This window comes from Bradyrhizobium mercantei (genome assembly GCF_001982635.1).
In the GTDB taxonomy this organism is placed as follows: Bacteria; Pseudomonadota; Alphaproteobacteria; order Rhizobiales; family Xanthobacteraceae; genus Bradyrhizobium; species Bradyrhizobium mercantei.
This window is the reverse complement of record NZ_MKFI01000003.1, coordinates 73,478-93,345: the sequence shown is the minus strand read 5'-3', so window position 1 is coordinate 93,345 and position 19,868 is coordinate 73,478. Positions and strand designations below refer to the sequence as shown.

The 19,868-nt window shown below is 64.9% G+C and carries 21 protein-coding genes; 6 read left to right on the top strand and 15 right to left on the bottom strand.

What is annotated here, in order from left to right:
- Positions 1-118: 118 nt before the first annotated feature.
- Both BI327_RS14000 and BI327_RS13995 read right to left on the bottom strand, forming a co-directional pair.
- Positions 119-496: a CsbD family protein gene (locus tag BI327_RS14000; protein WP_076860887.1), complete on the bottom strand. Its 378-nt coding sequence runs from the start codon at positions 494-496 to the stop codon at positions 119-121.
- A 61-nt stretch (positions 497-557) separates the two neighbouring features.
- On the bottom strand, positions 558-1,292 hold the full coding sequence (locus BI327_RS13995; protein WP_076860886.1) for an SDR family NAD(P)-dependent oxidoreductase: 735 nt from the start codon (positions 1,290-1,292) through the stop codon (positions 558-560).
- Positions 1,293-1,469: 177 nt separating this feature from the next.
- Here BI327_RS13995 and BI327_RS13990 point away from each other — a divergent pair, with 177 nt between their 5' ends.
- Complete coding sequence (locus BI327_RS13990; RefSeq protein ID WP_076860885.1) at positions 1,470-2,249, top strand: SDR family NAD(P)-dependent oxidoreductase; 780 nt, start codon at positions 1,470-1,472, stop codon at positions 2,247-2,249.
- Between the two features lie 102 nt (positions 2,250-2,351).
- Positions 2,352-3,239 carry a TauD/TfdA dioxygenase family protein gene (locus tag BI327_RS13985; protein ID WP_076860884.1) on the top strand — a complete coding sequence of 296 codons (888 nt, stop codon included), beginning with the start codon at positions 2,352-2,354 and terminating at the stop codon, positions 3,237-3,239.
- Between the two features lie 206 nt (positions 3,240-3,445).
- Here the strand turns inward: BI327_RS13985 and BI327_RS13980 are convergent, their stop codons facing one another.
- The gene (locus BI327_RS13980) at positions 3,446-4,105 is read right to left on the bottom strand and encodes a YqgE/AlgH family protein (protein WP_076860883.1); all 660 of its coding nucleotides are present in this window, start codon (positions 4,103-4,105) and stop codon (positions 3,446-3,448) included.
- A gap of 136 nt (positions 4,106-4,241) precedes the next feature.
- Here BI327_RS13980 and BI327_RS13975 point away from each other — a divergent pair, with 136 nt between their 5' ends.
- From BI327_RS13975 to BI327_RS13965, 3 genes are all read left to right on the top strand, one after another.
- Positions 4,242-5,078 carry a protein-disulfide reductase DsbD domain-containing protein gene (locus BI327_RS13975; RefSeq protein WP_076860882.1) on the top strand — a complete coding sequence of 279 codons (837 nt, stop codon included), beginning with the start codon at positions 4,242-4,244 and terminating at the stop codon, positions 5,076-5,078.
- 263 nt (positions 5,079-5,341) lie between these two features.
- Positions 5,342-6,745, top strand: a complete 1,404-nt coding sequence (locus tag BI327_RS13970) for an oligosaccharide flippase family protein (RefSeq protein WP_076860881.1) — start codon at positions 5,342-5,344, stop codon at positions 6,743-6,745.
- 32 nt (positions 6,746-6,777) lie between these two features.
- Positions 6,778-7,062, top strand: coding sequence for a hypothetical protein (locus BI327_RS13965; protein ID WP_076860880.1), 285 nt, complete (start codon positions 6,778-6,780; stop codon positions 7,060-7,062).
- A gap of 93 nt (positions 7,063-7,155) precedes the next feature.
- Here the strand turns inward: BI327_RS13965 and BI327_RS13960 are convergent, their stop codons facing one another.
- The 12 genes from BI327_RS13960 to cysG form a co-directional block, all read right to left on the bottom strand.
- On the bottom strand, positions 7,156-7,944 hold the full coding sequence (locus tag BI327_RS13960) for a 3-hydroxybutyrate dehydrogenase (RefSeq protein WP_076860879.1): 789 nt from the start codon (positions 7,942-7,944) through the stop codon (positions 7,156-7,158).
- Positions 7,945-7,956: 12 nt separating this feature from the next.
- The gene (locus BI327_RS13955) at positions 7,957-9,126 is read right to left on the bottom strand and encodes a DUF3734 domain-containing protein (protein WP_076860878.1); all 1,170 of its coding nucleotides are present in this window, start codon (positions 9,124-9,126) and stop codon (positions 7,957-7,959) included.
- 196 nt (positions 9,127-9,322) lie between these two features.
- Positions 9,323-9,820 (bottom strand): CAP domain-containing protein, encoded by a 498-nt coding sequence (locus BI327_RS13950; RefSeq protein WP_076860877.1) that lies wholly within the window; start codon positions 9,818-9,820, stop codon positions 9,323-9,325.
- A 261-nt stretch (positions 9,821-10,081) separates the two neighbouring features.
- Positions 10,082-11,131, bottom strand: coding sequence for a sulfate/molybdate ABC transporter ATP-binding protein (locus tag BI327_RS13945; RefSeq protein ID WP_076860876.1), 1,050 nt, complete (start codon positions 11,129-11,131; stop codon positions 10,082-10,084).
- Positions 11,121-12,083 (bottom strand): sulfate ABC transporter permease subunit CysW, encoded by a 963-nt coding sequence (gene cysW / locus BI327_RS13940; RefSeq protein WP_394329855.1) that lies wholly within the window; start codon positions 12,081-12,083, stop codon positions 11,121-11,123. The genes BI327_RS13945 and cysW overlap by 11 nt, the downstream gene beginning before the upstream one ends.
- 9 nt (positions 12,084-12,092) lie before the next feature.
- A complete protein-coding gene (gene cysT, locus BI327_RS13935; protein WP_076860875.1) occupies positions 12,093-12,899 on the bottom strand; it encodes a sulfate ABC transporter permease subunit CysT in 807 nt (268 codons plus the stop codon).
- A 61-nt stretch (positions 12,900-12,960) separates the two neighbouring features.
- The gene (locus BI327_RS13930; protein ID WP_076862117.1) at positions 12,961-13,950 is read right to left on the bottom strand and encodes a sulfate ABC transporter substrate-binding protein; all 990 of its coding nucleotides are present in this window, start codon (positions 13,948-13,950) and stop codon (positions 12,961-12,963) included.
- Positions 13,951-14,148: 198 nt separating this feature from the next.
- Positions 14,149-14,877 (bottom strand): phosphoadenylyl-sulfate reductase, encoded by a 729-nt coding sequence (locus BI327_RS13925; RefSeq protein ID WP_076860874.1) that lies wholly within the window; start codon positions 14,875-14,877, stop codon positions 14,149-14,151.
- A complete protein-coding gene (locus BI327_RS13920) occupies positions 14,874-15,389 on the bottom strand; it encodes a DUF934 domain-containing protein (RefSeq protein WP_076860873.1) in 516 nt (171 codons plus the stop codon). The genes BI327_RS13925 and BI327_RS13920 overlap by 4 nt, the downstream gene beginning before the upstream one ends.
- The gene (locus BI327_RS13915) at positions 15,376-17,031 is read right to left on the bottom strand and encodes a nitrite/sulfite reductase (RefSeq protein WP_076860872.1); all 1,656 of its coding nucleotides are present in this window, start codon (positions 17,029-17,031) and stop codon (positions 15,376-15,378) included. The genes BI327_RS13920 and BI327_RS13915 overlap by 14 nt, the downstream gene beginning before the upstream one ends.
- Before the next feature lie 27 nt (positions 17,032-17,058).
- Complete coding sequence (locus BI327_RS13910) at positions 17,059-17,376, bottom strand: DUF2849 domain-containing protein (protein ID WP_076860871.1); 318 nt, start codon at positions 17,374-17,376, stop codon at positions 17,059-17,061.
- Complete coding sequence (gene cysG / locus BI327_RS13905) at positions 17,373-18,824, bottom strand: siroheme synthase CysG (RefSeq protein ID WP_076860870.1); 1,452 nt, start codon at positions 18,822-18,824, stop codon at positions 17,373-17,375. Before cysG ends, BI327_RS13910 begins: the two co-directional genes overlap by 4 nt.
- A gap of 247 nt (positions 18,825-19,071) precedes the next feature.
- On the opposite strand from cysG, the gene cysD reads away from it, so the two are divergent.
- On the top strand, positions 19,072-19,866 hold the full coding sequence (cysD, locus tag BI327_RS13900) for a sulfate adenylyltransferase subunit CysD (protein ID WP_050425832.1): 795 nt from the start codon (positions 19,072-19,074) through the stop codon (positions 19,864-19,866).
- Positions 19,867-19,868: the final 2 nt, after the last annotated feature.

The window sequence follows — 19,868 nt, the reverse complement described above, 5'->3', positions numbered from 1 at the left end:
GGCGCGGGTTAGGCGAAGCCGTAACCCGCCGATGGCCGATGTCTGGCCGATGTCGTGGGCGTGGTGAGACGGCGGGTTACGCTATCGCTAACCCGCCCTACGCATTCGATCACAAACCTCAGCCGTAATAGCGCCAGCGTGACGGCGGCGGGCGGCGCGGCTGGCGCGTCATCAACAGCGCGAGCGCAAAGCCGATGCCGCCGGCGATCAGGAGCGAGCCGAGCGGATTGTCCTGCACCGCATGCGCCATCGCCTTCTGTCCACTGCGAACGGTTTCGCCGCGATGCTCATAAGCGTCTTTGGCGTAGTTGACCGCGGAGTCGGCGGCGTCGCGCGCGGCATCCTTGGCCTGGCCGTAGAGATCCTGCACGGTGCCCGCGGCCTCGCGCGCGCGGCCCGAGGCCTGCGTTTGCGTATCGCCGGTCGCGTCACCGACTGCGCCTTCGGCCTTGCCCGCGTATTCCTTTGCCGTTCCGAAAATCCGATCCTTGTCCATTACAACTGCTCCCTGAAATTGTCAGGAAGCCAACCGCGGAACCTCGCACAGGTTCCTAGGGCTACAGAATGAGCCCGCCGTCGACGACGATGGTCTGGCCGACGATGTAGGAGGCGAGCGGCGAGGCCAGGAACAGTGCGGCGCCGGCCATGTCGGCAGGCGTACCGAGACGCTTCAGCGGAATGCGCTCGAGCGCGCCTTCGAGCCGCTTTGGATTCGCGGTCGTCGCCTTGGTCATCTTGGTGTCGACGAGGCCCGGCGCGATGCCGTTGACGCGGATGCCGTTCTCCGCCCAGGCCTCGCCGAGCGTGCGCGTCAGCCCGACCGCGCCGGTCTTCGACGCGTTGTAGGCCGGATTGCCCATGGTGGAATGATACGCCGCGGTCGAGCTCACGATGATCAGCGAGCCCTTGGCTGCGCTCAGCATCGCATGGAATTTGGTGGCGCAGGCCATCAGGCTCATCAGATTGACCTCGAGCACCTTGCGGAATCCCTCCATCTCGAATTCCCCGCGGCGGTAAATCACCGCGCCCTGCGCCAGCACCAGCACGTCGAGCCGATCGAACGACGGCGTGAGGTTTGCGATCGCCTGCGGATCAGAGACATCGAGCTGCGCATAGGCAAGGCCGTCGAGATGCGAGCCCTCCTCGGCGGAGTAGTCGCTCGCCTGCGCGCGAGTGCCATACACGGCAACGCGCGCGCCCTTGGTGCGGAAGGCCTGTGCGATGCCGTTGCCGATGCCTGAGGAGCCGCCGACCACCAGGACCTGCTTGCCGCCGAAATCGAGCTCGTTCATCGCGTTCCTCTCCCGTGCTGTTGTCTTGATTGAGCATGATCCTTTGCGAAAAGCCAACGGCGGACTTGCGTTAACGCGCTGCGTGCGCGCCGGAAGCCGATCACCGGTTTGACGTCTCCGTGGATCGGTGCCAGCGTTACCGGTCTGACAACGCAAAAAATCAACGGGAGGTCCGTGATGTCCGAATACAAGCAGCTCAGCCGTTCGGTGAAGGGCCTCACCGTTCTCGTCACGGGGGCCGCGAGCGGCATGGGCCGCGCCACGGCGCGCGTGTTCGCCGATGAGGGCGCCAATGTCGCGGTCACCGATCTCACGGAAGAGGGCACACAGGCGGTGGCGAAGGAAATTTCGGCAAGCGGCGGCTCGGCCAAGGCCTGGACGCTCGACGTCAGCGATCGCGACGCAATCACGAGAGTCGTCAACGATGTCGCCGCGCATTTCGGCGGGCTCGACATCATCGTCAACAATGCCGGCATCTCGGTGCGCGTGCCGATCGACGATCCCGGCTATGAAGATGCGTGGGCCAAGGGCATCGCCGTGATGCTGACGGCGCATCCGCGCATCATCCGCGCCGCACTGCCATACCTGCGCAAGTCGCGCTCGCCGCGCATCGTCAACATCGCCTCGACCGAGGCGCTGGGTGCGACAGGCCTGCACAGCCCCTACTCCGCGGCCAAGGGCGGCGTCACCAGCCTGACCCGCTCGCTCGCGGTGGAACTGGGACGCGAAGGCATCACCGTCAACTGCATCTGCCCGGGCCCGATCCGCACAGGGATTACCGACCGCATCTCCGAGGAGCACAAGACGATCTACGCCAAGCGCCGCACCGCACTGGCGCGTTACGGCGATCCGGAAGAGGTCGCGCACATGACGCTGAGCCTGTGCCTGCCCGCGGCGTCGTTCCTGACCGGCGCCGTGATCCCGGTCGACGGCGGGTTGATGGCGCGGAATGCCTGACCCGCGCATCACCACCAAGCGTTGACAGCGCGCGCGCCGGGAGTAGCCTTTCCGTCAAACAAAGCGGGAAAACCGCCCGCAAGATTCGGGGAGATACGCGCCATGACCGTCCTGATCCGGCAGCTTCACAAGCATTTCGTCGGCGAAGTCTCCGGCGTCGATCTGCGCAAGCCGCTGACGAAGCAGGAAGCCATCGACATCGAGGCCGGCATGGACAAATACGCCGTGCTCGTGTTCCACGGACAGGACATATCAGACGAGCAGCAAATGGCGTTCGCGCTGAACTTCGGCGAGCGCGAGCACTCGCGCGGCGGCACGGTGACGAAGAAGGAAGACTACCGCCTCTCTTCCGGGCTCAACGATGTCTCAAATCTCGGCAAGGACGGCAAGCCGCTGCCGAAGGATCACCGCACTCATCTGTTCAATCTCGGCAACTGCCTGTGGCATTCCGACAGCTCGTTCCGGCCGATCCCGGCAAAGTTCTCGCTGCTGTCGGCGCGCGTGGTGAATCCGAAGGGCGGCAACACCGAATTCGCCGACATGCGCGCCGCCTATGACGCGCTCGACGACGAGACCAAGGCCGAGATCGAGGACATGATCTGCGAGCACTCGCTGATGTATTCGCGCGGCTCGCTCGGCTTCCTCGACTACACCGAGGAAGAGAAGCAGATGTTCAAGCCGGTGCTGCAGCGCCTGGTGCGCACGCATCCGGTGCACGGCCGCAAGTCGCTGTATCTGTCCTCGCACGCCGGCGCCATCAGGGGCATGAGCGTGCCGGAGGCGCGGCTGTTGCTGCGTGATCTCACCGAGCACGCGACGCAGGGCGAATTCGTCTACGTGCACAAATGGACGGTGCATGACCTCGTGATGTGGGACAACCGCCAGACCGTGCATCGCGTGCGCCGCTACGACCAGTCGCAACCCCGCGACATGCGCCGCGCCACGGTGGCGGGAACGCAGCCGACCGTCGCGCAGGAAGCGGCCGAGTAAGCCAAGCCAGCACCGTCGTCCCGGGCAAGCGTAAGCGCGACCCGGACCCATAACCACGACTGCGTGCGATTGCGCGAAGCTGTGGCCCCAGCTCGCTCGATCCCCACGTCTTGTGGTTATGGGTCCCTGCTCCCGTGCGCAATTGCGCACTAGGCAGGGACGACACCAGCAATGTGGGAAGGCCGTACTACCGCGGCTGCAGATGATTACGCGTGCCCGGCGTCGTTCGACAGCATGCCGGCCTCAATGCCGATCTTGCGCAGAGCGCTCGCGTATTTCTCGTCGACGTCGGTGCCGAAGATCAACTCCGGATCGGCGTCGCAGTGCAGCCAGCCATTGTGCTGGATCTCGTTCTCGAGCTGGCCCGGCCCCCAGCCGGCATAGCCGAGCGCGAGGATCGCGTGCCTGGGGCCGGCGCCCTTGGCAATCGCCTTCAGGATGTCGACGGTCGCGGTCAGCGAGATGCCGTCGTCGATGTTCAGCGTTGCATCCTGGATGTAGAAGTCGCTGGAATGCAGCACGAAGCCGCGGCCGGTGTCGACCGGGCCGCCCTTCATCACTTTCATCATCTCGGCATTCTCGGGCAGCTGGATCTGGTCCGACTTCTCGATGATGTCGAGCTGCACCAGCAGCCCCGGGAAATCGATGCTGCCGGCCGGGCGGTTGACGATGATGCCCATCGCGCCCTCCGACGAATGGGCGCACATGTAGATCACGGAGCGCTCGAACCGCGGGTCGTTCATCACAGGCATCGCGATCAGCATCTGGCCATCGAGATAGCCATCTTCGGTGGCATGGGGACCGACGGCCGGGCTTCTGCCGGCGGCGGTCTTCCGAGTCTTGCCTGTTTTGCCTTCAGGGCGCATCCGCAAAGGCCTTTCCTGCTGATTTGGCATCCTGATATTGGGTGGCGGTTCTGTCAATCAACCATCGGCCGCAGTGCGGCGATGCATCACAAGCAATTCAATGGTTTGCACCGAAAGTTGCAGGTAAAGACGTCTCATGATCGTCACAGTTCCCCTGCGGGCCGCATTTGCCGTTGCCGCCTTGTTTTCCGTCGCATCCGCGGCAACCGAGGTTCGCGCCGACGACGCCTCGCCGTGGCAGCAGGACACGCATTCGGCGGTGCGGCTGCTCGCGGGATCGCGCAGCGGCGCGGTGCTGCTCGGCGGCATCGCCTTCCAGCTGCAGGACGGCTGGAAGACCTACTGGAGGACGCCGGGCGATTCCGGCGTGCCGCCGCGGTTCGATTTCTCCAAGTCGGATAATGTCGATGTGGTCACGGTGATGTGGCCGGCACCGCGCCAGTTCGACGACGGCGCCGGCGGCACCTCGCTCGGCTACAAGCACCAGGTGGTGCTGCCGCTGCGCATCGTGGCGAAAAACCCCGACAAGCCGTTGGTGCTGCGCGCCGACATCAGCTATGCGGTGTGCGAGAAGCTGTGCGTGCCGGTGGAAGCGAAGGCCGAGCTCGCGTTCGCGAGCGTCGCCTCGACCGAGGATGCCGCGCTGTCGGAAGCGCTCAACGCGGTGCCGAAGCCCGCCAATATCGGCGATCCCACCCCGTTCACGATCCGCGACGTCAAGCGCGACGGCAACAACGTGCTGGTCGACGTCGCCGCGCCCGAGACCAAGGACCTCAGCCTGTTCGTCGAGGGGCCGACGCCCGACTGGGCGCTGCCGGTGCCCAAGCTCGTCGCGCACGCGCCGCCGGGTGTGAAGCGCTTCTCCTTCGAGCTCGACGGCCTGCCGCCCGGCGCCAAGGCGGACGGCGCCGCGCTGAAACTGACCTTGGTCGGCGGCGACAAAGGCTACGAATTCAATATCAATTTGAACTAGCGCAACAGCGTCGTCCCGGCCTGGTGCGCAATTGCGCACGGGGGCCGGGACCCATTCTCCGCGGCTGCTGTTTGAGGCAGGCTGGGGGTCAAGCTGTGTGCCTAATTGTTTCCGCTGGTTATGGATCCCGGCTTTCGTGCCGCAATTGCGCACCAGGCCGGGATGGCGCAAGACGGGAACAGCGGTCACCCAACCCAATCTTAACGTTTCGTTGATAGATCGGGGGCCATTGCCGCCTTGCGGCGCTTTGGGAATTTTCCGCCTTGGCTGTGATGGAGACACAATCCGAATCCTCTGCCGCAACCACTGCGCCATCGGGCCCGGCCGCACGCCTGCGTGGCTTCACCGCGCGCCTGCTCGGCGGAACCAAGGAGGCGTCGGTCACCAAACGCCTTGCCGGCACCATCTTCATCATCCGCGTCATCAGCGCCGCCATCGCCTATCTCGCGCAGATCCTACTGGCGCGCTGGATGAGCGGCTCGGACTACGGCATCTATGTCTATGTCTGGACCTGGGTGCTCCTGCTCGGCAGCACCATGGATTTCGGCATCGCGCCGTCCTCGCAGAAGATCATCCCGGAATATCGCGCGCGCGGCGACCTCGCCGCGCTGCGCGGCTTCCTCTCCGGCGGCCGCTGGGCGGTGCTTGCCGCGTCGAGCACGGTGGCGCTGCTGCTCGCCGGCGTGATCCACCTCGCCTCGCCCTGGATCGATCCCAACGCGGTGGTACCGCTCTATATCGGCTGCCTGACCTTGCCGCCCTTCGTGGTCGCCAACACCCAGGACGGCATCTCGCGCGCGCATGACTGGATGCAGCTCGGCCTGATGCCGCAATTCATCGTGCGGCAGGGACTGATCATCGCGCTGACCGCCGGCGCACTGGCGCTCGGCCTCAATCTCGGCGCCACCGCCGCGATGATCGCGAGCGCGGCTGCGGTCTACATCGCGGCGATCGGCCAGATGATCGTGCTGAACCGCCGCCTCAAGGCCCATCTCGGGACGGGTGAGAAGACCTACGACGTCAAGGGCTGGTTTGCGATCTCGCTGCCGATCATGCTGGTCGAGAGCTTCTATCTGTTGCTCGGCTACACCGACGTGCTGATGCTGCAACAATTCCGCTCCTCCGAGGAGGTCGGCATCTACTTCGCCGTGGTGAAGACGCTGGCGCTGGTGTCGTTCGTGCACTACGCCATGTCCGCGACGACCGCGCACCGCTTCGCCGAGTACAACGCGATCGGCGACAAGGACCGGCTGTCGGCCTATGTCGCGCACGCCATCAGCTGGACGTTCTGGCCCTCGCTGTTTGCGACCATCGCCTTGCTCGCCTTCGGCAAGCCGCTGCTTTGGCTGTTCGGCCCGAAATTCGTCGACGGCTACAGCATCATGTTCGTCGCCGCGATCGGCCTCGTGGTGCGCTCGGCGATCGGGCCGGTGGAGCGCCTCTTGAACATGCTCGGTCACCAGAGCATCTGCGCCACCGCCTATGCGGTGTCGTTCTTCATGAATGTCGGGCTCTGCATGACGCTGGTGCCGCGCTACGGCGGCATGGGCGCGGCGGCCTCGACCTCGCTGTCGCTGATCTTCGAGACCATCCTGCTGTTCTACGTGGTGCGCTCGCGCCTCGGCCTGCATGTGCTGGCGTTCGGGAAGCGGCGGACGGCGCCGTAGCATTCGGCCGGACGCGGTATATAATTGCCGCCATGAGCGCCACTGAGCTGAAAGACCTGTTTGATCGCGTGCGATCCTGGCCGAAGGCGGCGCAGGACGAACTGCTGTCGATGGCGAACGCGATCGAAACCGCATTGCGCGGCCATCAACACGTCGCTTCCCACGATGAGTTGCAGATATCTGAAGCCGCGATCACGTCGATCGAAGTCACCCCCGACGCGGGCTCCAGCACGGCCGAGATTGACATCCTCGAGAGCATGAAGCGGCTGGTGGCCGAGAAACAAAAGCCCGCGAAAGAGAGCGGGTCGGATGCCTGACGGCAGGCCCGGCGATCATCAGATGGAAAGCAAAAGCCGGCCCTGATCCAATCAGGGCCGGCTTGTTCTTAACCGCCAACTCGCGGAGGCGAATTATTCCGCGGTCCAGCCGCCGTCGATCGAGTAGTTGGAGCCGGTGATCTGCGCGGCGTCGTCGCTGCACAGGAACAGTGCCAGCGCTGCGACCTGGTCCGAGGTCACGAACTCCTTGGTCGGCTGTGCCGCGAGCAGCACGTCCTTGATGACCTGCTCCTTGGTCATGTTGCGCGCCTTCATGGTCTCCGGAATCTGGTGCTCGACCAGCGGCGTCCAGACGTAGCCCGGCGAGATGCAGTTACAGGTGATCTTGTGCTGCGCGAGCTCGAGCGCGACGGTCTTGGTGAGGCCGGCGATGCCGTGCTTGGCCGAGACATAGGCCGACTTGAACGGCGAGGCGACCAGCGAGTGCGCCGAGGCGGTGTTGATGATGCGGCCCCAGCCGCGCTTCTTCATGCCGGGCACCGCGGCGCGGATGCCGTAGAACGCCGACGACAGATTGATCGCGATGATCGCTTCCCACTTCTCCGGCGGGAATTCCTCGATCGGCGACACGAACTGGATGCCGGCATTGTTGACGAGGATATCGACCGAACCGAAGGTCTTCTCACCGAGCGCAACCATCTCGGCGATCTCGGCCGGCTTGGTCATGTCGGCCGGCGAATGCACCGCCTTGACCTTGAAGTCGGTCTCGATGCCGGAACGCTCCTTCTCGATATCGGCCGGAACGCCCATGCCGTTGAGAACGATATTGGCGCCGGCGCCGGCGAAGGCGCGCGCGATCGCCAATCCGATGCCGCTGGTCGAGCCGGTCACAACGGCGGTCTTGCCTGTCAACGTACCCATTATCGGTCGCTCCTATTTTGCTTGCGGGGGCGTGGGTTCGTCCCCCGTGAGGTCGTAAGTCACCATGGTTTCCCCGGACTGAGGCCGTTCTAGCCATTCTTTGTGACGCATCGACAAATGCACGTCGCGGACGCCCGCGCCCCAGTGCTCGACCATCGCAACATGGGAGAAGTCGTAGTCCTTCGACGAGGTCTCGTAGTTCTTGCTCTTGTAGATCAGGTGGACCACCGTGACGGTGTTCTCCCTGGACGCCTTGCGCAGCAGTTCGACCGACGGATCGTTCTTCAGGTAATCGGGCAGCTTGCCGATCAGGTCGCGCACCGCCATGCGGGCGTTGTGGATCTGCCGGTTCTTGTCGGTGTTCATCCGTGTCCGGCTGGAATAGCGGATGTCCTTTTCGCGCTCGGCGGCTTCCAGCAGTGTCTCCGGCAACGGCCCGCGCGCGCTGAACAGGTCGACCTGGAAGATCAGGAGATCGCGGGTGGTCTCCTCGTCGAGCACGAAATCGAGCGGGGTGTTAGAGGCGATGCCGCCGTCCCAATAATGCTCGCCCTCGATCACAACGGCGGGAAATCCCGGCGGCAGCGCGCCTGAGGCCATGATGTGTTCGGGGCCGATCTTCTTGCCGCGCTTCTTGAACTCGTAATTGTCGAAATAGCAGAAGTTGCCCGAGGTGACGCCGACCGCGCCGACCGACAGCCGCGTCTTCAGATCGTTGATGCGATCAAAGTCAACGAGTCGCTCCAGCGTCTTCTTCAGGGGCGCGGTGTCGTAATAGCTCAGCGACTGTGAGCTGCCGGGCGGCCACAGCGGCGCCGGCGGAATCCGCGGGGTGAAGAAGCCGGGCACGCCGAAGGTCGCGATGATCGCGGCAGAGGTCTCGTTGAACAGCGAGCGGGCACGCTCATGCTTGGAGACCGGATTCCACGGCACCGGCGCCGACACCATCTCCCAGAATTCCTTCAACTTCGGCACGCGCTTGTCCGGCTCGTTGCCGGCGATGATCGCGGCATTGATGGCACCGATCGAGATGCCGGCGATCCATTCCGGCTCGAAGCCTGCGTGGCACAGCGCCTGAAAGGCGCCGGCCTGATAGGAGCCGAGCGCGCCGCCGCCCTGCAGAACCAGCACACGCTGCGCTTGCGCGGGCGTCGAGGCCGGCGCGGAATCCGAAGTATCCATTCGTAACCGTTCGGTTCGAAACCAACACCGATCGTGATGCGATCACATCCCGATCCAGCCTCATTGCGCGAGCACGGTCTTTCCCAAAAGCGGCGTCCGCCTTTCCCGATCGTGCTCTCGAGCAACACGGTGGCCGCTGTTGGCGGCGGCGTCAATCTACGAGATTGGGGCTTGGATCACGTGGAATTTATCGAGATCAGGTTGCCGCCAGAATGAGCGTCCAGAACACCTTGTATTTGGTATTCGGAGCATAGACGGCCGCGATGCCCATTTTTGTGACACCGCTTTTGAGCATGTTGGCCTTGTGCGGCGGTGAATCCCGCCAGCCCGAAAACGCTTCCGCCAGCGTGTGATAGCCGGCCGAGATGTTCTCGACCGCCACCGTCGCCGGATAGCCGCCGGCCTCGAGCCGCTTGCCGAGCGGGGCCTTGACGTCATGGTCCATCTTGTTGCGGGCGGCCATCGCCTGCGACTGCTGCTCGGCGAGCCTGGTCAGGTCCGGATCGACCACCACGGTGCCAAGGCCATTGTTCTGGCGGTATTGCGAAAACATGATCGCAGCCGCCTGGCTATCCAGCACGGCGCCGGGCTGCGCCATGTTGAGATACATGGCCGGTTCTTCCGGGATTTTGGTGTCCGTGCCGCAGCCGGCAAGCACCAGCAGCCCGAACAGGGCAACCGTCGTCCGTTTCACTAGTGAAGACCCCCAAAGTTGGCCCGCCGTTGTTGCATACCAACCGTGGCTGAATGGTGAACAGGGGCTAACTTTTGGCCATCAAGTGCCACCGATGTCGGGGACCGGGACCCTGTTCTCCTTCCCCCTGAGAGGGGGAAGGTCGGGATGGGGGTCGGCCAGGGGCGACAGCGGCAGTCGTGGAGGCAGATCCCCACCCGCCTTGCTCTGGCGAGCAAGGCGACCTTCCCCTTTTCAAGGGGAGGTTTGGACCCGCGGCAGCTATCCCTGCTCGGCAAAGATCCGGTAGCGGCGGGGTTGCAGCGAGACGATTTCGCCGGCTTGCAGCTCGCGGTCGCGGGGAGCGTCGATCTCGATCACGGTCTTGCCCTCGCTGCCCGACAGGGCCACCTCGGCACGCTGGATCGGGCCGAACGAGCGGACATGCCGGATGGCGCCTTCCAGCGCACCGGTTCCGGCGGGCCCGACCGCCATGTCGTGGCGGCGGACGAACAGCTTGGCCGCGCCTGACGCCGCGCCCAGCGCCGGGATGTTCAGCGGACGGCCATCCAGCCGCACCGCATCGCCGGCGACATCGACCGGCAGCACGATGGATTCGCCGATGAAGCCGTGCACGAAGGCGGTCGCCGGATTGTCATAGACCTCACCGGGCGAGCCGATCTGCTCGATCCTGCCCTTGTCCATCACCACGACGCGGTTGGCGACTTCGAGCGCCTCCTCCTGGTCGTGGGTGACGAAGATCGAGGTGACGTGGATCTCGTTGTGCAGCGAGCGCAGCCATTGCCGCAGCTCCTTGCGCACCTTGGCATCGAGCGCGCCGAACGGCTCGTCGAGCAGCAGGATCCGCGGCTCGATCGCCAGCGCACGCGCCAGCGCGATGCGCTGCCGCTGGCCGCCGGAGAGCTGGCTGGGATAGCGGTTGGCGAGCCAATCGAGCTGCACCAGATCGAGCAGGTTCTTGACCCGGGCGCGGATCGTCGCCTCGTCCTTGCGGATCGCGCGCGGCTGCACGCGCAGGCCGAACGCGACGTTCTCGAACACCGTCATGTGGCGGAACAGCGCATAGTGCTGGAACACGAATCCGACCTGACGCTCGCTGGCGCCGCGCGACAGCGCATTCTCGCCGTCGATTGCGACCTCGCCCGAGTCGGGCCAGTCCAGCCCTGCGATGATCCGCAACAACGTCGTCTTGCCGGAGCCCGACGGGCCGAGCAGTGCCAGCAGTTCGCCGTCGGCGACCTTGAGATCGACATTGTCGAGCGCGGCAAAGCTGCCGAACCGCTTTACGATATTCTTGACTTCAATCGCCATCGGGCACCTCTGCCTCGTCGAGCCGCCGCTCGAGAACGGTCTTCGCCACCAGCGTGATCAGCGCCAGCATCGCGAGCAGCGATGCGATCGCGAACGACGCGACGAACTGATATTCGTTGTAGAGAATCTCGACCAAGAGCGGCATCGTGTTGGTCTCGCCGCGGATGTGGCCTGACACCACCGACACCGCGCCGAATTCACCCATCGCGCGCGCGTTGCAGAGCAGGACGCCGTAGAGCAGGCCCCATTTGATGTTGGGCAGCGTGACGCGGAAGAAGGTTTGCAGACCGGAGGCGCCGAGCGAGATCGCGGCCTCCTCTTCCTGGGTGCCCTGCTCCTGCATCAGCGGGATCAGCGCCCGCGCCACGAAGGGGAAGGTGACGAAGATCGTCGCCAGCGCGATGCCGGGCACCGCGAACAGGATGAGGACGTTGTGCGCCTGCAGCCACGGCCCGAAATAGCCCTGCGCGCCGAACAGCAGCACGAAGACCAGGCCCGAGATCACAGGCGAGACCGAGAACGGCAGGTCGATCAGCGTGATCAGGAAGGTCTTGCCGGCGAACTCGAACTTCGAGATCGCCCAGGCCGCGAGCACACCGAACACGAGGTTGAGCGTGACCGAGATCGCGGCAATCAGGAGCGTCAGCTTGATCGCAGCCAGCGCCTCAGGCTCGGCCAGCGCGGCGAAATAGGCACCGACGCCCTTTGAGAAGGCCGACGCGAACACCACGACCAGCGGCAGCACGACGAACACGCCGAGGAAGGTGATCGCGAGCGCAATGATGATAAAGCGGATCGGCCCCGGCTCGGTGCGCGGATCGCGCCTCGCCGTCACCGGCCCCGCGCGCGCGATCTCGAGCCGCGGCGCCGGAGCCGCAACGCTGACATCGGTCGCGGGCGCGTAGGTCCGCAGCTGCGGCGTCGAGGTTACCAATCCCGTCTGCATCGACATCTCAAGACCTCAATGCACGGGAATGCGGGCCTGCGCCCAGCGCTGCAGCCGGTTGATCAGGAAGATGATCAGGAACGAGGCCACCAGCATCACGACCGCGATCGCGGTGGCATCGGCGTAACGGAATTCGGACAGCCGGATCACGATCAGCAGCGGCGCGATCTCGGAGACGTTCGGCAGGTTGCCGGCGATGAAGATCACCGAGCCGTACTCGCCGATGGCGCGGGCGAAGGCCAGCGCAAAGCCGGTGAGCAGCGCCGGGATCAGGCTCGGCAGGATGACGCGGAACACGGTGTGCCAGCGATTGGCCCCCAAGCTCGCGGCGGCTTCCTCGATCTCGGGATCGAGATCGATCAGCACCGGCTGCACCGTGCGCACCACGAAGGGAATGCCGATGAAGATCATCGCGATGAAGATGCCGATCGGCGTGAACGCGACCTTGATGCCGAGCTCGGCGAGCGGCGCGCCGAGCCAGCCCTTCTGCGCGAACAGCTGCGTCAGCGCGACGCCTGCGACCGCGGTCGGCAAGGCAAAGGGAACATCGACGATGGCATCGAACAGCCGCCGGCCCGGAAAGCGGTAGCGCACCAGCGCCCAGACGATGATGGTGCCCATCACCAGATTGACGCAGGCGGCCGCAAACGAAAGCCCGAACGAGATCTTGAGCGCGTTCAGCGTGCGGCGGCTGGTGACGATGCCCCAGAACTGATCGAGGCTGAGCTCGAACGTCTTGAGGAACAGCGCGGCCAGCGGAATCAGGATGATAACGGAGAGCCATGTCAGGGTCAGTCCCATGGTGAGACCGAACCCCGGCAAGGTACTGCGCCGTGCAACCGCTGTGCTCACATATCCCCCTGTTGAACCAGGTCTCGTTCAATCAGTTCTTGTAGATCTGATCGAAGATGCCGCCCTCGGCGAAGTGCTCCTTCTGCGCCTTGGTCCAACCACCGAAAACGTCGTCGATGGTGAAAAGTTCAACCTTGGCGAAGGATTTTTCGTACTCCTTGGCGATCTCGGGATCGCGCGGCCGGTAGGAGTTGCGCGCGGCGATCTCCTGCCCTTCCTTGGTGTACCAATACTTCAGATAGGCCTCGGCGACCGCGCGGGTGCCCTTCTGATCGGCAACCTTATCGACCACGGCAACTGGCGGCTCGGCCAGGATCGACTGCGGCGGCGCCACGATCTCGAACTTGTCCGCGCCGAATTCGCGCAGCGCCAGGAAGGCTTCGTTCTCCCACGCCAGCAGCACGTCGCCGACGCCGCGCTCGACGAAGGTCACCGTCGAGCCGCGCGCGCCGGTGTCGAGCACCGGGACGTTCTGGTAGAGGTCGGCGACGAACTTCTTCGCCTTGTCGGCCGAGCCGAACTTCTTCTGCGCATAGCCCCAGGCCGCGAGATAGTTCCAGCGCGCGCCGCCCGAGGTCTTCGGGTTCGGCGTGATCACGGCAACGCCGGGCTTGATCAGATCGTCCCAATCCTTGATGCCCTTGGGATTGCCCTTGCGCACCAGGAACACGATGGTCGAGGTGTAGGGCGAGGCGTTGAGTGGCAACCGCTTCTGCCAGTCGGCCGCGAGCAGGCCCTTGCCCGCGATCGCATCGATGTCATAGGCGAGCGCCAGCGTGACGATATCAGCCTGCAATCCGTCGATCACCGAGCGTGCCTGCGAGCCGGAGCCGCCATGCGACTGCTTGATCTCGACGCTCTTGCCGGTTTCCTTCTGATAGGCCGCGGCGAACGCCTTGTTGAAGTCAACATAGAGCTCGCGCGTCGGGTCGTAGGACACGTTGAGCAGCGAAACGTCGGCCGCGAAGGCCGAGCTCGCCCACAACAATCCCGCGACCAGCGGCAGCAAACGACGGATCATTTCGGTCTCCATTCAACCTGAGAATGTCAGGGAACACGCAAGACATAACTCACGGTGAAGTGGCCTGAAGTCAACGAAACCGGTTTTCTTTGTTTTCGGCGGCGCAGCGCGCTTGTGCTACGAAGCCGCCGCGCCGCGAAGGCTTTGTCGCGTCGCCAAATCGCAACGAACATCATCGCGATTTGGCCGCCTCGCGCCCTACGACATCTTCATCGTATGGATGCCGCATTCCGTCTTCGCCCGGCCGCGCCAGCGGCCGTCGCGTGCATCCTCGCCGGCAGCAGCCCGGCTCGAGCAAGGCATACACCCGACCGACTGATATCCCGATGCGACAAGTGGATGCGGCAGCAGCTTGGAGAGTGCGTAGATCGCCTCGATCTCTTCGCGGGAGACGTTGGCGAACGGATTGAATTTCAGCCTGACGCCATCGTCCTCGACGACAGGGATGTCGGCGCGGGCGCCGCCCTGGAAACGCTTGCGTCCATTGATCCAGCCCGCGAACGGTTTTAGCGCACGCGCCAGCGGTTCCACCTTGCGGATGCGGCAGCAGGCGTCGGGATCGGTGAACCACAGCTCGCGGTCCGGATCCTGGCGCGACAGCGCCTCTTCATCGGGCTTGATCGAGCGCACGTCGATGAGACCGAGCGTCGCAATCAAGGTGTCACGATAAGCCAGCGTCTCCTCGAACAGCCAGCCGGTGTCGAGGAACACCACCGGGATCGCCGGGTCGACATCCGCCATCACCTTGAGCAGCGCGGCGGATTCTGTGCCGAACGACGACACCAGCGCCAGCCTCTCGCGGCCGACCGTCTGCAACGCGGCCGCGATCACCTCGGCGGGCGAGGCCGTGCGCAGCGCGCGATCGAGTGCGTCGGCCGGCGGCAATCCGCTCGGCTGTGCCGTCAGCTCTGGTGCAAGCGCGCTCACTGCCCTGCGCTCTCCGAGTGACGCAGCTGCATGCGGCGGTTCAGCGCTGTGACGCGGCCGTCGCCGGTCGGCTGGTAGAAGACCGAATAGCGCTTCATGGTTTGGGCGAACGCATCGGCGTCGGCATCCTTCTTCACCTCGAAGGCGTCGAAGCCGGCGCGGGTCATGAACACGAACTGGTCGCGCAGGATCTGCCCGGTGGCGCGCAGCTCGCCGTCATAGCCGTAACGCTCGCGCAGCAGGCGGGCCTGGCTGTAGGCGCGGCCGTCGCGGAAGGTCGGGAACACCAGCGCGACCGAGGCCAGGCGATCGAGATGCGGCACCAGGTCGTCGAGATTGCGGTTGTTCGGCCAGATCACGCCGACCTTGCCGCCGCGGCGCAGCAGCGCTTCCGGATCGGCGAGAAAGCGCTCGGCCGTGACCAGCACCGCGCCATCGCCCGGCAACTCGGCGCCGTCGGCGACATGGACGAACAGATCGGTGGTTAATCTTCCCTGCTTAACGAGTGGCATAAACCCGCTCCCTGATAGGCTCGACGCCCAGACGCTTCACCGTATCGACGAACAATTCCTCGGGACGGTCGCGCAGCGCGAGATAGGCTTCGACAATGTCTTCGATCACGTCGGCGACTTCCGCATAGGGAACGGCCGGGCCGATCAAGGTGCCCAACTGCGCGTTCTCGTCGGCGCGGCCGCCGATCGTGATCTGGTAGAATTCCTCACCGTTCTTCTCGACGCCGAGAATGCCGATGTGGCCGACATGGTGATGGCCGCAGGCATTGATGCAGCCGGAGATGTTGATGTGCAGCCGGCCGATCAGGTCGGCGGTATCGTGGTTAGCGAAGCGGCGCGTCAGCTCCTGCGCGATCGGGATCGAGCGCGCGTTGGCCAGCGAGCAGTAATCGAGCCCCGGGCAGGCGATGATGTCGGTGACGAGGTTGACGTTCGGCGTCGCAAGGCCGAGGCGATCGAGCGCCTTGAACAGCAGCGGCAGGTCGCGCTTGGCGACATGCGGCAGCGCCAGGTTCTGCTCATGGCCCACACGAATTTCGCCGAACGAATATTTGTCGGCGAGATCGGCGACCGCATCCATCTGCTCGGCGGTGGCGTCACCGGGCGGGCCACCGACCGGCTTCAGCGACAGCGTCACGATCGAATAGCCCTGCACCTTGTGCGCCGACACCGAATTCTTGCGCCAGCGCTCGAACAGCTTGTCATGCGCGGCCTGCTTCAGCTCGTCCGGCATGTGCGGCAGCTTTTCGTAAGCCGGATAGGAGAAGCGGGAGCGGACCTCCTCGATGGCGGTGTGATCGAGCGTCAGCCCGACATCGCCCATTGCCTTCCACTCCTCTTCGACTTCCTTGGCGAACTTCTCGATGCCGAGCTCATGCACAAGGATCTTGATGCGCGCCTTGTAGATATTGTCGCGGCGACCGTACTGGTTGTAGACGCGCAGGATCGCCTCGATGTAGCTGAGGATATCGCGCCCGGGCACGAACGGCTTGATGGTCTTGGCAATGAAGGGCGTGCGGCCGAGGCCGCCACCGACCAGCACCTCGAAGCCGGTCTCGCCGTCGGCGTTCTTGTGCAGCCTAAGCCCGATGTCGTGGATCTTGATCGCGGCGCGATCGTGCTCGGCGGCGGTGATCGCGATCTTGAACTTGCGCGGCAGGAACGAGAATTCCGGATGCAGCGTGGTGTGCTGGCGGATCAGCTCCGACCAGATCCGCGGATCCTCGATCTCGCCCGGCGCGACGCCGGCCCACTGGTCCGAGGTGACGTTGCGCATGTTGTTGCCGGAGGTCTGCATCGCGTGGATGCCGACTTCGGCGAGATCAGACAACGCGTCCGGCAGCTCGGCGAGCTTGATCCAGTTGAACTGGATGTTCTGCCGGGTGGTGAAGTGGCCGTAGCCGCGATCGTAGCGGCGCGCGACATGGGCGAGCCGGCGCAGCTGCTTCGACGACAGCGTGCCGTAGGGGATCGCGACCCGGAACATGTAGGCGTGCAGCTGCAGATACACGCCGTTCTGCAGGCGCAGGATCTTGAATTCGTCCTCGGTGAGTTCGCCGGAGAGGCGGCGCTTCACCTGGTCGCGGAATTCCGAAACACGCTCGTTGATCAGCGTGCGGTCGAGTTCGTCATATGCATACATGTTCGATGAGCCTTACGCGTGCGCGCCTTACGCCGGGACCTGGAGATCGATGGTGACGCCCTTGGCGCGGATATGTTCGCGGAGATTGCCGGGCTTGACCTTGCCGCCGTCCTTGAGCTCGACCGGCGCGATATAGGGGCCGACCGCGCCGACGTCGTCGGCGGCGGCTTCGGCGAGCAGCGCGCGGGCCTCGTCGGACGTGGTCACGATAGTGGAGTCGGCGAGTTCGGTGGACCAGCCTTGCTTGGCGGTGCGGTACACGACCGCGCCGTCCCAGGTGCGGTTGGCGGTGACCACCGAGGGGCCCGTGATCCTGATTTTCTTCTGTTCGAGCGGAGAGGTCATTCGGCAGCTTTCAGCAGTTCGGAGAACATCTGGTTGGAGAACAGTTGGGTGACGTTGGATCGGCTCCACGGCGCGGAATGCGCGACCACGTCGCCGATGATGAGGACGGCGGGACCGCCATCGACCTGTTTGACGAGCTCAGGCAGCCGCGCCAGCGTGCCGACCGCGGCCTTGGCGTCCGGCCGCGTCACGCGCGCGAACACGCCGACCGGCGTCTCCGGCGAACGGCCCGCGGCCAGCATGCCTTCGCGGATCGCGGGCGCCGCGGTCATGCCCATATAGACGACGACGGTCATCTTCTTGTCGGTCAGCACCGACCAGTCGACCACCTCGGCGTCGCGCGCCTTGTGCGCGGTGAGGAAGGTGATGCGCAGCGCCTCGTGCCGGAAGGTCAGCGGCACTTCGAACTGCGCGGCAGCACCAAGACCGGCGGAGACGCCCGGAATGATGGAGTAGGCGACGCCGGCCTCGCGCAGCGCCTCGATTTCCTCGCCGCCGCGGCCGAAGATGAAGGGATCGCCGCCCTTGAGCCGCACCGCGCGCTGGCCCGACTGCGCGGCCTCGATCATCAGGCGGTTGATGGCGTCCTGGCCGATGCCGGGCTTGCCGACCCGGCGGCCGACCGGGATCCGCGCGGCATCGCGGCGGATGCGGTCGAGAATCTCAGATGACACCAGCTCGTCATAGAACACGACGTCGGCATCCTGTAGCGCGCGCAGCGCTTTCACCGTGAGCAGGTCCGGATCGCCGGGACCGGCGCCGACCAGCGTAACGTGGCCGACAGCCTTGCCGTCCGTATCAGCGCCGGCGAACGCGGCGGGATCTTTGATCGCGTTGAGCGCCTGCTCGGCCTCGTCCGCGCGGCCGGCCAGCACCAGCGCGCCGATCGGGCCGTCGATGATGCGTTCCCAGAAGCGCCGGCGCAGCGGAAACTCCTCGATGCGTGCATGCATCGCCTTGCGGAAGCGGCCGATGAAGCCGGCGAGATCGCCGATCCGCGCCGGCAGTACCGCTTCGATCTTCTCGCGGATGCGGCGCGCCACCACCGGCGACGTGCCGCCGGTGCCGACCGCGACCACGACATCGCCGCGATCGACGATCGCCGGCATGATGAAGGTGGAATGCACGAGGTCATCCATCACGTTGACCGGCAGGCCAACCGCCTTGGCGCGCGCTGACATCGCAACACCGATGTCGCCTGCGCCGGCGCAGAGAATGGCGATGACGTCGGAGAGATCGGCGGCGAGCGGATCGCCTTCGGCGCGCTCGATGCGCGCGGCGTCCGCGGCCGCGATGCCCGCAAGCTCATGATCGCCGTCGGTCGCGTACCACCGCACGGCCGCGCCGGCGGCGGCGAGCAGCCGCAATTTTGCGCGCACGAGCTCGCCAGCTCCAATGAGCAGCACCTTGCCGCTTTGCAGATCCAGAAACACCGGCAGATATCGCATCAGACACTCGCTTCCCCAATTTGGGGGTTGACTGAAATTATTTTCTATTTATCTCTCGATCAAGCCCAGCAAAGAGAAAATTATTTCTTCTCTATTGCAGCGCAACTTTAGAATTTTCAACTCCACAGGCCAAGGCCAAGAGATGCATCTTCTCGACAACGAATCCGTCGCCGCCAAGACGCGGTCCGCAGCGCTCAGCAATGCATCTTCCGTGCCGGGGATTCCGCCCAATCAGGCCCCTCCGTCGATGGATCACCTCGACGAGCTGGAGGCCCAGAGCATCTACATTCTGCGCGAGGCATTCGCCCGGCTGAAGAAGCTCGCGCTGCTGTGGTCGCTCGGCAAAGACTCCAACGTGATGATCTGGCTGGCGCGCAAGGCGTTCTTCGGCCGCGTGCCGTTCCCGGCGCTGCATGTCGACACCGGCAAGAAGTTTCCGGAGATGTACGCGTTCCGCGACCGCTTCGGAAAGGAATGGGATCTCGACCTGCGCGTCGAGCCCTGCCCGCCGATCGACGCCGTTGACCCCACGCTGCCGCCGGCGGCGCGTTCCGCTGCGCGCAAGACCGAGGGGCTCAAATGGGCGCTCAACAAATACGGCTTCGACGGGCTGATCGCCGGCATCCGCCGCGACGAAGAGGCGACCCGCGCCAAGGAGCGCGTGTTCTCGCCGCGCGGTCTCGAAGGCGAATGGGACGTGCGCGACCAGCCGCCGGAATTCTGGGATCACTTCAACGCCTCGCCGCCGCAAGGCGCGCATTTGCGCATCCACCCGATCCTGCATTGGACCGAGGCCGACATCTGGGCCTACACCAAGCGCGAAGGCATTCCGATCATCCCGCTCTACCTCGCCAAGGACGGCAAGCGCTACCGCTCGCTGGGTGATCAGGACATCACCAACCCGGTCGCCTCCACCGCTTCCAACATCGACGAGATCCTCGCCGAGCTCGACGCCACCAAGATCCCGGAGCGCGCCGGCCGTGCGCTCGACCACGAGACCGAGGATGCGTTCGAGCGGCTGCGTGTCGCCGGCTATCTCTGATC